This is a genomic window from Streptomyces yongxingensis, from assembly GCF_055597465.1.
Window position 1 is genome coordinate 3932768 of the sequence record NZ_CM145717.1, and the last position, 12224, is coordinate 3944991.

Here is a 12224-nt window from a genome sequence, read left to right on the forward strand (position 1 = left end):
CGGGGGTGGCCGGTTCGCCCCGGCCGTGTCACGGCGCGCTCGGCATTCGGTTCGCGGCGTACGTCGCGTACGTGGCGTACGCCGCGCACGCCGCGGTGCGCGGCCTCAGACTCCGCGGTGTACCCGGCTCCCTCCGTTGACCAGCCTCATATAGCGGTCCCAGTCCCACAGCGGGCCGGGGTCGGTGTGGTCGGTACCGGGGACCTCCACATGGCCGATGATGTGGTCGCGGTTCTTGGGGATGCCGTAGCGGTCGCAGACGGCCGCGGTCAGGGCGGCGGACGAGGCGTACATCTCGTCCGTGAACCACTTGGGGTCGTCCACCCAGCCCTCGTGCTCGATGCCGATGCTGCGGTTGTTGTAGTCCTTGTTGCCCGCGTGCCAGGCGACGTCCTTCTCCCGGACGAACTGCCCGATGTAACCGTCGGCCGAGGCGACCATGTAGTGCGTGGACACCTGCTTGGCCGGGTCCTGGAAGATCTTCATCGCGTCCGGGAAGGTCTCCTGCGTCACATGGATGACGACGAAGTCGATCGGATACGAGGTCGGGCGGCTGGAGACGCGGTAGTTGGAGGTGGAGGCGGGGATCCAGTGGGTGGGGGGATAGGCGGCCGCGCGGCGGCGTCTGCCGTCGGCGTGGGCGGTGGTGGCCGTCGCGGCGGTGGCGGCGAGTCCGGTGGTGGCGGTGGCGAGATAGGCGCCCGAGCGGAGCAGGGTGCGCCGGGTGGGGGTGCGGCCGTGCGCTTCCATGGGGGGTCTCCCGAATGTCGTAGCGGGGACAAAGGGGGTGACGCGTGGGGGTGTGAGGCGTGGGGTGTGACGCGCGTAGCGCGGTTCCATGGTGAGTCCTCGGCAGGGCCATGCCAAGAACCGCCGGGCAAAGAAAGATTTCGTGTCACGGTCTGGACCACTGGAGTTTCGAAAGAAGCAGGTCGACAACGAAGGAAATTTGCCGCTCTACCCGCCATTAACAAGGCAAGTGTTACACCTCACCGTGGATTGGCTTGGAACCGATCCACCGTCTCTGCGATAGTCGGGGCCGCGACCCCCATTGACCCGAGCGAGGTCGCTTCCCCCGAATGCCATGGCGAACACCCCTTTCGCGCCATGGCCGGGGACGGAAGGGGCCTCCGTGCCGTCGGCGCGCGACGACACGGAGGCCCCTTTCACGCTCTTTCATGCTCTTTCACGCTCCGCACGAGGCCCGTACCGGCGTACGTCCGGTCAGTTTTCGGCCACGCGCATTTCGAACCAGGTCGTCTTGCCGCACGGCAGCAGATCGACCCCCCACCGCTGGGAGAGCTGGTCGACCAGCATCAGCCCGCGTCCGCTGGTGTCGAGTTCCCCCACCGGCATCAGACACGGCAGCCCCCGGGAGGGGTCGCGGACCTCGACCCGGATCCAGCCGCGCCGCCGCAGCATCCGCAGCCCGAAGGTGCGGGCGCCGGTGTGCCGTACGGCGTTGCCGACGAGCTCGGAGACCAGCAGCACCGTGTGCTCGGCGAGCTGAAGGCCCAGCCCCCAGTCCCGCGCCACCACGAATTCGGCCATCCGGCGGGCGGTCCCCGCGGACTCGGGGCGGGAGGGCAGCCGCACCTCCTCGGCCGCGGGGTTCCCGAAGAGGTCAAGCGCTCTGAGGGCCAGGTCGTCCTCGACGGACGGCACCCCCCGCACCGCAGCCGTACCAGTGCGCTGCTGCGGCTGCTCCATTCCCTCCAAGCCCGCCATGCCCCCCATCATGGCCGCCCAAAAGGCCATCCGGGGCGGAACCATGGGATTCCGAACGCCGGAGCCCCAGGCTCCATAAATCCGATCCGACATATGCCAAGGGCAGTTGGGGAAACCGCGCCACCCCATCTGACCAGCGATGTCACCGCGCGTACGCGTGATCACCCAGCGTACCGGACCGGGTCGGGCGAGGGCCGACCGTTGGCGAAGAAAATTCGCTCGCACGGGGCATACGCGGCTCCGCCACCTCGGCCGGAGTGGCCTCACAAGCCGCGGCCGAGGCGATCGGAACCGGTCGGGTGTCAGCGGAACGTGGCCTTGCCCGGCCCGTCCTCGACAAAGCTGCGCATCCCGATCTCCCGGTCCTCCGTGGCGAACAGCCCGGCGAACCAGTTCCGTTCGATGGCGAGACCGCTGTCGAGGTCCGTCTCCAGCCCCCGGTCCACGGACTCCTTGGCCGCGCGCAGCGCGATCGCCGGACCCTTGGCCAGCTTCGCCGCCCAGGCGTGGGCCTGCTCATAGACCTCCTCGGCCGGTACGACCCGGTCCACCAGGCCGATGGCGAGCGCCTCGTCGGCCTTGACCTGACGGCCCGTGAAGATGAGGTCCTTGGCCTTGGCCGGGCCGACCAGCCGGGCCAGCCGCTGGGTGCCGCCCGCGCCCGGGATCAGGCCGAGCAGGATCTCGGGCTGGCCGAGCTTGGCGTTCTCCGCGGCGATCCGGAAGTCGGCGCACAGCGCCAGCTCGCAGCCGCCGCCGAGGGCGTAGCCGGTGACGGCGGCGACCACGGGCTTGGGGATCCGGGCCACGGCGGTGAAGGACTCCTGCAGGTCACCGGAGCGGGTCACCATCGCGGCGTGGTCCATCTCCCGCATCTCCTTGATGTCCGCGCCGGCCGCGAACACCTTCTCACCGCCCCAGATGACCACGGCGCGCACGTCGTCGCGGCGGGTCACCTCGGCCGCGAGCTCCCGCAGCCGGTCCTGGGTGGCGATGTCGAGCGCGTTCATCGGGGGGCGGTCAAGGCGGAAGGTGGCAACGCCGTCGGCAACCTCGAGGTTCACAGTCATGAGCGCAGGTTAGCGCCCGCTAACACGGGAGCGGAGGGCCGGGGGCGGGTGCCGGGGAGGGACGCCGGCGGATGCCGGGACGGCGCCGGGACGCCCCCGACGGGGCGCCCGGACACCGGCCGAGGTCATGCCTTCCACTTCTCCCAGGACATGTTCCAGCCGTTGAGCCCGTTGTCCGGCTGGATGGTCGCGTCGTCGGAGTTCTTCACGATGACCACATCGCCGATGATCGACTTCCGGAAGAACCAGGACGCCGGGGTGGAAGAGTCCCCTCCCCCGCGCTGGTCGAACAGGCCCACACAGCCGTGGCTGACATTGGACGAACCGAACGTGGCCCGCCCCGCCCAGTAGTTGCCGTGGATGAAGGTGCCGGAGGTCGACAGGCGCATCGCATGCGGCACGTCCTTGATGTCGTACTCCCCGTCGAAGCCGACCGTGGCGCCGTCCATCCGGGTCACCGGATGCTTCTCGCTGATCACCATCTTGCCGTTGTAGGTCTCGTGGCCGGGCGCGCCGGAGGTGATGGGGATGGTCTTGATGGTCTTGCCGTCCCGCTTGACCGTCATCTTCTTGGACTTGGCGTCGACGACGGAGATCTGGCTGCGGCCGATGGTGAACGTCACGGACTTCCGCTGCTCGCCGTACACCCCCGGCCTGCCCTCGATCCCGTCGAGGTCCATGCGGAGCGTCACCTTGGTGCCGGGCTTCCAGTACTCCTCGGGCCGGAAGTCCAGCCGGTCGTTGCCGAACCAGTGGCCCTCGATCGGCACCGACGGCGAGGCGCTGACCTTTATCCCCTTCTCCACGTCCGCCGGGTGGGTGATGCCGCGGGTGAAGTGGAGCGAGACCGGCATGCCGACGCCGACCGTGGAGCCGTCCTCCGGGGTGTAGATACCCAGGAAGGTGTTCTTGGGCCGGAGGGTGGTGAACGTGGCGTGCTTGGTCGTGGTCAGGCCGTGCGCGTCCTTGGCGACCGCGTCCACGGTGTAGGTGGTGTCCGAGCGGAGATGGGCGTCGGGCCGCCAGCTCGTCCCGTTCTCGGCGATCTTCCCCTCGACCGCGGTGCCCTTCGCGTCCTTGACCTTGACCGAGGACAGGGTGCCCTTCGCCGAGGTGACCTTCAGCGCGCCGCTGGTGTCCACACCCTTGGCGCCGTCCTTCGGCGCGATGGTCACCACGGCCCGGGAGGTCCTGGGCCGGTCGCCCTTGCCGTCCTTGCCCTTCTCACCGCCGTCGGAGCCGCCGCCGCACGCGGCCACCGCCATCAGCAACACCCCGAGCAGCAGCGCGAGAAGCCCCTTACGGCCGCCCCGCACCGCCCCCGGTATCCGCCGCACCGTCACAACAGCTCTCCCCTCCCCAGGGCCGCGCCCCGCGGCAACCCCTGATCACGCGCAGGCGCGCCTGGCGATAGGTAATCACACGCCGCCGACAGTGGACTCCCCACGAGGGTCACGTTTCAGTCCCGGGCCGGAGGGGTCCTGAGGTGATCGGCCGGTGGCCGTACCGGAAAACGTGCGAGTCGGCGGGATTGCGGGCAGAACAGGTGGGAGGGCGCGGGCCGGGCCGTGCGGTACGGGACACCGCGGGCCCGCCGCCCGCCATGAGGTGCTGCCCGCCTCCCTCCCACGGGGCGGAGGCGGTTGGCCGCGAGCCGCGGAGGCCGATGTGTCCAGCGCAGCCGAGCAGGAGACGCGTGCAGCCCAGCGGGAGACGCGGGACGGCACCCCCGCGCACCCCTCGGCGACGGCGGTGGGGCACCCCGTCGGCCACCGTCCCCCGGCCGTCGCGTCGCGCCGCGACCGGTCCACCGCCCCCGCGACGGGCCCCGCCGTCCTGCCGGGCAGCCCGGAGCCGCTCGGCGCCCGCCCCTGCCGGGGGCCGGACGGGGCGTGGGGGACCAACTTCGCGCTGTGGGCGGGCGGTGCCGAGGCCGTCGAACTGTGTCTGTTCGACGACGACGGCCATGAGCTCCGCTGTCCGCTCACCGAGCTCACCCATGAGGTCTGGCACGGCTTCGTCCCCGGAGTGCTGCCCGGCCGCCGCTACGGCTACCGCGTGCACGGCCGCTGGGACCCCTGGACCGGCGCCCGCTGGAATCCGGCGAAGCTGCTGCTGGATCCCTACGCCCGCGCCGTGGACGGGGACTTCGCGCTGCCCGCGGAGGTCTACGGGCATGTGCGGGACTGGCCGCAGCAGCATGTGGCGGACACCGTACGGGACGACCGCGACTCCGCCCCGTACGTCCCCAAGGGCGTGGTCGTCGGCGACCACACGGCGGACGGCGCGCCCGACGAGTGGACCGAGGACCGGCGGCCCAAGACGCCCTGGGCCGAGTCGGTGATCTACGAGCTCCATGTGCGGGGCTTCACCATGCGCCACCCCGGGGTGCCTCCCGAGCTGCGCGGCACCTACGCGGGACTGGCGCATCCGGCGGCGATCGAGCATCTGACCCGGCTCGGGGTGACGGCGGTGGAGCTGCTGCCGGTGCATCAGTTCGCCCATGAGGACCATCTGCTGCGCCGGGGATTGCGCGACTACTGGGGCTACAACTCCATCGGCTACTTCGCGCCGCACGCCGGATACGCGGCCGGCGGCACCCGGGGCCAGCAGGTCGGGGAGTTCCGGCGGATGGTCCGGGCCCTGCACGCCGCCGGGATCGAGGTGATCCTCGACGTCGTCTACAACCACACAGCCGAGGCCAATGAGCTGGGCCCCACCCTCTCACTGCGCGGTGTGGACAACCGCGGCTACTACCGGCTGCAGCAGGACCCGCGCCGCTACGCCGACTTCACCGGCTGCGGCAACACCCTGAACGTCCTCCAGCCCCAGGTGCTGCGGCTGGTCACCGACTCGCTGCGCTACTGGGTCACCGAGATGGGCGTGGACGGCTTCCGCTTCGACCTGGCCAGCGCGCTCGCCCGCGCCGCGCACGGCGTGGACATGCTCTCCCCCTTCCTGGCCGTGGTCGCGCAGGATCCGGTGCTGCGCCGGGTCAAGCTGATCGCGGAGCCGTGGGACGTGGGCTCCGGCGGCTATCAGGTGGGCGCCTTCCCTCCGCTGTGGGCGGAGTGGAACGACCGCTACCGCGACGCGGTAAGGGACTTCTGGCGCGGGGCGCTGCCCGACGCCCGCGATCTGGGCTACCGGCTCTCCGGCTCCAGCGATCTGTACGAACGCGGCGGCCGCCGCCCGTACGCCTCGGTCAACTTCATCACCGCGCACGACGGCTTCACCCTGCGCGATCTCGTCTCGTACGAGCGCAAGCACAACGAGGCCAACGGGGAGGGCAATCGCGACGGCTCCCCCGACAACCGCGCCTGGAACTGCGGCGCCGAGGGCGAGACCGGCGATCCCGGCATCCGCGCGCTGCGCCGCCGCCAGTTGCGCAATCTGCTGGCCACCCTGCTGCTGTCCACCGGGGTGCCGATGCTGGTAGCGGGCGATGAGCTGGGCCGCACCCAGGGCGGCAACAACAACGCGTACTGCCAGGACAACGAGACCGGCTGGCTGGACTGGTCGCTGCTGGAGGACCCCGGCTGGCGCGCCCTCACCGAGCTCACCGCCCGGCTGATACGGCTGCGCCGGGCCCATCCGGTGCTGCGCCGCCCGGCCTTCTTCTCCGGTCTGGCCCGGCCCCCGGAGGGGCTGCGCGACCTGGCGTGGTTCACCCCGCACGGCACCGAGATGACCGAATCCGACTGGTACGCGCCCACGACCGCCCTCGGGGCCTATCTGTCGGGCCGCGAGCTGCCCCAGCGCGATCCGCGCGGCGCCCCGGTCACCGACGACAGCTTCCTGGCGCTGCTGCACGCGGGCCCGCGGCCGGTCACCTTCACCCTGCCCGGGCGGCCCTGGGCCCGGGGGTACGAGCTCCTGCTGGACACCGCCCGCGAGGAGCAGGACGCGCCCCCGGGCACACTCCTCGCGGCGGGCGCGCCCATCGAGCTTCCGGAACGCTCGGTCCTGCTGCTGCGCGCCCTCACCTCCGTGGACCTACGCCAAAAAACCGAGTGAGCACTGTCAGTGGCGGACCGTAGTCTCCCCACTGATGGCTGTGACGAGTGAACCCCGCGCCCAGGAAGGCGGTGCCGCCCCGCGGCACCGCTCCGCCACGCGTTCGCTGCTGCGGCTGTGGCCATATGTGCGCCCGGTGCGGGTGCGGCTGTTCGGCGCGGCCGGGGTGGCGGTCGTCGCCTCCTGTCTGGGGCTGGTCATCCCGCTGGTGCTCAAGTGGATGGTGGACGGGCCGGTGGCCCACCGGGACCCGGGCGGGGTCTGGCTGGGCGGTGCGCTGCTGCTCGCCCTCGGTACGGCCGAGGCGGGGCTGTTCGGGCTGCGGCGCTGGCTGGTGGGGCGGCCGCTGGCGTCCGTCGAGGCCGCGATGCGCGCCGATCTCTACCGCCATCTGCAGCGGCTGCCGGTCTCCTTCCACGACCGCTGGGCCTCGGGCCAGCTCCTGTCGCGGGCCACGACCGATCTGATGCTGCTGCGGATGTTCCTGGCCTTCCCGCTCACCTTCCTGGTGGTCAACGGGGTCACCATCCTGGCCGGGTTCGCCATTCTGCTGTCCCAGGAGTGGACGCTGGGCCTGGTCCTGGTGATCCCGGCGGTGCCGCTGGTGATCCTGTGCTCGCTGTTCGAGACGCGGTACTCGACGGTGGCCCGCACCGTGCAGGACCAGACCGGCGACCTGACGACGGTCGTGGAGGAGGGCGTGCTGGGCGTCCGGATCGTCAAGGGCTTCGGCCGCCACCGCAGCCAGGCCCGCGCCTTCCGCGCCCTGTCCGAGCAGGTCCGCTCCACCGAGCTGCACAAGGCGCGGCTGCTGGCCACGCTCTGGGCGCTGATCATGACCCTGCCGGAGCTGGCGATCGGCGCGGCGCTGGTGCTCGGCACGGTGCGGGTGGCCGACGGGGACCTGTCGGCGGGCACGCTGGTCGCCTTCCTCTCCACCGCCCTGACGCTGCGCTGGCCGGTGGAGTCCCTGGGCTTCCTCCTCGCGATGAGCCAGGACGCGGCCACGGCCACCGACCGCTATTTCGACGTCATGGACGCGGAACCGGCCACGGCCGCCGACCGGCTTCGGGCCGCGCCCGCGCGGGAGCGCGGCGAGGGCGGCCAGGAGCAAGAGGGCGAGGGCGGGCTCCGGTTCGAGGGGGTGGAATTCGCCTACGCGGACGCGCCACCGGAAGAGCCGCCCGTGCTGCGCGGGGTCGATCTCCACATCCGGCCCGGCGAGACCATGGCGCTGGTCGGGGCGACCGGCTCCGGGAAGACCACCCTTACCGCTCTCGTCCCCCGGCTGCAGGAGATCACGCGCGGGCGGATCACCCTCGACGGCCGGGACATCACCGCTCTGACCCGGGAGGAGCTGCGCTCCCTGGTGGCCGTCGCGTTCGAGGAGCCCACGCTGTTCTCCGCCACCGTCGGGGAGAACGTCCTCATGGGCGCCGCCGACGCGGGCCGGGAGGAGCTGCTGCGGGCCCTGAAGGTGGCGCAGGCCGACTTCGTGCACGCCCTGCCGGAGGGCACCGACACCGAGGTCGGCGAGCAGGGGCTCAGCCTGTCCGGCGGTCAGCGGCAGCGGCTCGCGCTGGCGCGGGCCGTCGTGGGCAGCCCACGGTTCCTGGTGCTCGACGATCCGCTGTCCGCCCTCGACGTGCACACCGAGGCGCTGGTGGAGGCGGCGCTGCGGCAGGTGCTGGCGGCCACGACCGCGCTGGTCGTCGCCCACCGGCCGTCCACCGTGCTGCTCGCCGACCGGGTCGCGCTGCTGTCGGGGGGCCGGATCACCGCCGTCGGCACCCATCAGCGGCTGCTGCGGGAGAGCGCGGAGTACCGCTCGCTGATGTCCGGGCAGGAAGCCGAGGAGGGGGAGAGAAGCCCATGACCACGGTCGAGGAGGAGCGGGAGAGCACGGACGGCTGGGACGACAAGGACGGGGACGGGGGCCGGGCGGCGTCGTCCGACGACCCGTTCGACCGCGATGTCCTGCCCGTGCCCAAGGGCGCGTCGCTGGCCCTGCTGCGTTCGCTGCTCTCCCCGCGCCGGCGGCGGGTGTGGCTGGCGACCGTCCTGCTGCTGCTCCAGCAGGCCGCCGTCCAGGCGGGTCCGCTGCTCGTGGCGTACGCCATCGACCGCGCCGTGCCCGCCCTCCGCGACGGCGGCCACGGCCCGCTGATCGCCGTCGGCGCGGGCTATCTGGGCTGTGCGCTCGCCTCCGGGGCACTGCAGTACGCGTTCATCCGCGCCTCCGCCCGGATCAGCCAGGACGTGCTGCTGGATCTGCGCGGCCGGATCTTCCGTCATGCCCAGGCGCTGAGCGTGGACTTCCACGAGCGCTACACCTCCGGCCGGCTGATCTCCCGCGCCACGACGGACGTCGAATCGCTGCGCGAGCTGCTCATCGAGGGCCTGGAGGAGCTGCTCGGAGTCGCGCTGTCGGTGGTCTACATCTCCCTCACGCTGCTGTATCTCGACTGGGGGCTCGGCGGGGCGGCCGTGCTCTCGTTCTGGCCGCTGTATCTGCTGATCCGCTCCTTCCGGCGCCGCTCCATGCGGGTGTACCGCAAGCGGTCGACGGCCATCGCGGCGGTGATCGTGACGTTCACCGAGACCATGAACGGCATCCGTCCCGTGCAGGCGTTCCGCCGCGAGCGCGCCAATGACGCGCGCTTCGGCGAGCAGAACCACCGCCATGAGCGCGCCAACGGGGACGCGATCCTGGAGATGGCCCGCTATGTGGTGAGCTCCCGGCTGGTGGCCAACGCGGCGGTGGCCGCCATCGTGCTCTGGGGCGCCTACCGGGTGGCCTCCGGTTCGCTCGCGCTCGGGGTGCTCGCCGCGGCCGCGCTGTATCTGCGCAGGCTGTACGACCCGATCGACCGGCTGGGGATGTTCCTCAACTCCTACCAGTCGGCGGCCGCCTCGCTGGAGAAGATCGCGGGCCTGCTGGCCCAGCGCCCCTCCGTCCCCGAGCCCGCCGACCCCAAGCCGCTGCCGCCGCGCCCGACGAAGGCCCCCGGCCGGGAGGTGGTCTTCGACGGGGTGCGCTTCGCCTATCGCACCGGCGGCGAGGTGCTGCCCCGCTTCGACCTCACGCTGCCCGCCGGGCAGACGGTCGCGGTGGTGGGGGCCACCGGCGCGGGCAAGTCCACCCTGGCCAAGCTGCTGGCCCGCTTCTACGACCCCAGCGACGGCCGGGTGCTGCTCGACGGGGTGGATCTGCGCGATCTGGCCATGCCCGAACTGCGGCGCGGAGTGGTCATGGTGACGCAGGAGGCGTTCCTGTTCTCCGGCACGATCGCCGACAACATCACCATCGGCCGCCCCGACGCCACCCGCGCCGAGATCGAGCAGGCGGCCAAGGCGATCGGCGCACACGACTTCATCGCCGCCCTGCCCGACGGCTACGACACGGATGTGCGCAAGCGCGGCGGCCGGATCTCCGCCGGTCAGCGCCAACTGGTGGCGTTCGCCCGCGCGCTGCTCGCCGATCCGTCCGTCCTCATCCTCGACGAGGCCACCTCCTCCCTCGACATCCCGGGCGAGCGGGCGGTGCAGCGCGCCATGGACACGGTGCTGCGCGGCCGTACGGCGGTCGTCATCGCCCACCGGCTGTCGACCGTCGAGACGGCCGACCGGGTGCTGGTCATGGCCGACGGCCGGATCGTCGAGGACGGCCCGCCGGACCGGCTGATCGCGGGCGAGGGCCGGTTCGCGGCGCTGCACCAGGCGTGGCGGGACAGCTTGGTGTGAGGCGGGGCCGGGTGCGGACCGGCAATCCGTTGACGGCTCCCGGCAATCCGTGGACGGCTGCTCAGGCCCCGTACGCGTACGAGGCCAGCAGCCCGGCGGCGAGCACCGGGTCCACGACCGGGACGCCCAGCCGCCGCTCCAGCAAGGGCCGGATGCCGATGGTGTTCAGGCCCGTACAGGCGAGGAGCAGCGTGTCCGCGCCCGACGCGACGAGCCCGGCCGCGGCCTCCAGCACCGCCGCGGGCCCCTCCGGGGCGAGCAGGTCGGTGGTGCGGTGGACGCCGTGGGGGCGGGCGGAAGCGGTGAAGCGGTCGCCGAGCAGGGCGCGTACGGCGGGCGGTGCCTCGTCCCGGATGCCCAGCACCCCGACCCGGCGGCCGAGGCCCAGGGCCACGGCGGCGGCCGCCGACCCCGCGCCGATGACGGGGACGCGGACGGCCCGACGCGTCTCCTGGAGCGCCGGATCGGCGGCGCAGCTGATGATCAGCGCCTGCGCCCCCGCATCGGCCAACTCCTGGGCGAGCGCCACGATCTTGGGTTCGGCGCGGGTCTCGGAGTCGTCGTCATGGATGCCGTAAGGCTGCTCGGGGATGCACCGCGAGACGGTCGGCAGACCGTAGCGCTCCTCGATGGCCGTGCCGTGGGTAGCGACGGCGGCGGGGTCCTCGCCGGTGAGGACGCGGATCACCCCGATGGGCCGGACCGGGGCTTCGGACGGGGGCACGGACATGGTGGACCTCCGGTGGGCGAGGCACATCGGGTCGAACGAAGGGGCCGGGCGGAGGGTGCGCGGAGGCGCCGCGCACCGGTCACGCCGAGGGCGCGAGAGGAGTACGCGGCAGGCGCCGCGCATCCCTGACGCCGAGGGTGCGATTGGGGGAACGCGGCAGGCGCCGCGCATCCCTCACGCCGAGGCCGCCACCACCTCCGCCGCCATCCGGACGGCGATGGCGCGCGCCAGCAGGACGGGGCGGCCCGCGGCCCGCAGGGCGGCGGTGCGCATCCGCTCGGTGTAGCCGATGCAGTCCAGGACGAGCCAGGAGCTGCCGCGCTCGGCGAGGCCGCGCGCGGCGGCGGCCACGTCGTCCAGGACGCGCTCGGCGGGGCCGTACGGATCGGCGGCCGCGGCCTCGACCCGGCCGGGCAGCAGCTCCGCCCAGCGCCGGGAGACGTCCTCCGCCTGGTCCGGATGCGGGCAGACGATGCCCACGGGGTCGGTGCCCACGGCCGCGGCGACGGCCTGCTGCACCAGCGGTTCGGCGAACAGCAGGGGCCGTCGGGCCCGTACCGCCGGGAAGCGGCCGGTGCACAGCAGCAGCGTCGCGGCGGCGCCGTCCCGCTCCGCGCGGGCGACCGCGTCCGCGATGCGCGGGACGATCGCCCCGTGCCCGAGCAGCACCGAACGGCCGTCGCGCAGCCGGGAGACCAGCGGTGCCTCGCCGTGCTCGGGGGCCAGCAGTTGGCGGGTCGCGGCCTCGGCGTCACCGTCGAACCGGTCGGCGTCGAGCGCGCCGTGCTCGACCAGGCGCACCCCGGGCAGCAGCGGTTCGGCGTCCGGGCGGAGGTCGGCGCGCGGGGCCTGGCCGATGGTGACGAGGCCCAGGGCCGGGCCGCCCGCGGGGTGGTCGCGGTCCACGGTGTCCGTGGTGTCCACAGCGTGCATGT

Annotated in this window: 9 protein-coding genes; 3 read left to right on the plus strand and 6 right to left on the minus strand. The window is 72.7% G+C overall.

From position 1 onward, the window contains the following. Positions 1–105: 105 nt before the first annotated feature. The 4 genes from ACZ6TD_RS16395 to ACZ6TD_RS16410 form a co-directional block, all read right to left on the minus strand. Positions 106–750 (minus strand): N-acetylmuramoyl-L-alanine amidase, encoded by a 645-nt coding sequence (locus tag ACZ6TD_RS16395; protein ID WP_471354688.1) that lies wholly within the window; start codon positions 748–750, stop codon positions 106–108. 474 nt (positions 751–1224) lie between these two features. Beyond that, entirely contained in the window at positions 1225–1728 is a 504-nt protein-coding gene (locus ACZ6TD_RS16400; protein WP_471354690.1) for an ATP-binding protein, read from the minus strand. A gap of 302 nt (positions 1729–2030) precedes the next feature. Continuing rightward, on the minus strand, positions 2031–2798 hold the full coding sequence (locus tag ACZ6TD_RS16405) for an enoyl-CoA hydratase/isomerase family protein (RefSeq protein ID WP_470004874.1): 768 nt from the start codon (positions 2796–2798) through the stop codon (positions 2031–2033). A 125-nt stretch (positions 2799–2923) separates the two neighbouring features. Further along, positions 2924–4141 carry a L,D-transpeptidase gene (locus ACZ6TD_RS16410; protein ID WP_471354693.1) on the minus strand — a complete coding sequence of 406 codons (1218 nt, stop codon included), beginning with the start codon at positions 4139–4141 and terminating at the stop codon, positions 2924–2926. Positions 4142–4466: 325 nt separating this feature from the next. Here ACZ6TD_RS16410 and glgX point away from each other — a divergent pair, with 325 nt between their 5' ends. The 3 genes from glgX to ACZ6TD_RS16425 are packed head-to-tail and all read left to right on the plus strand — an operon-like array spanning position 4467 to position 10559. After that, on the plus strand, positions 4467–6815 hold the full coding sequence (glgX, locus tag ACZ6TD_RS16415) for a glycogen debranching protein GlgX (protein ID WP_471354694.1): 2349 nt from the start codon (positions 4467–4469) through the stop codon (positions 6813–6815). A gap of 34 nt (positions 6816–6849) precedes the next feature. After that, positions 6850–8691 (plus strand): ABC transporter ATP-binding protein, encoded by a 1842-nt coding sequence (locus ACZ6TD_RS16420; protein WP_471354696.1) that lies wholly within the window; start codon positions 6850–6852, stop codon positions 8689–8691. Further along, entirely contained in the window at positions 8688–10559 is a 1872-nt protein-coding gene (locus ACZ6TD_RS16425; RefSeq protein WP_471354698.1) for an ABC transporter ATP-binding protein, read from the plus strand. The genes ACZ6TD_RS16420 and ACZ6TD_RS16425 overlap by 4 nt, the downstream gene beginning before the upstream one ends. A gap of 61 nt (positions 10560–10620) precedes the next feature. Here the strand turns inward: ACZ6TD_RS16425 and ACZ6TD_RS16430 are convergent, their stop codons facing one another. Further along, positions 10621–11289, minus strand: a complete 669-nt coding sequence (locus ACZ6TD_RS16430; RefSeq protein WP_471354700.1) for an aspartate/glutamate racemase family protein — start codon at positions 11287–11289, stop codon at positions 10621–10623. A 174-nt stretch (positions 11290–11463) separates the two neighbouring features. After that, the gene (locus tag ACZ6TD_RS16435; protein ID WP_471354702.1) at positions 11464–12222 is read right to left on the minus strand and encodes an AroM family protein; all 759 of its coding nucleotides are present in this window, start codon (positions 12220–12222) and stop codon (positions 11464–11466) included. Positions 12223–12224 lie beyond the last annotated feature (2 nt).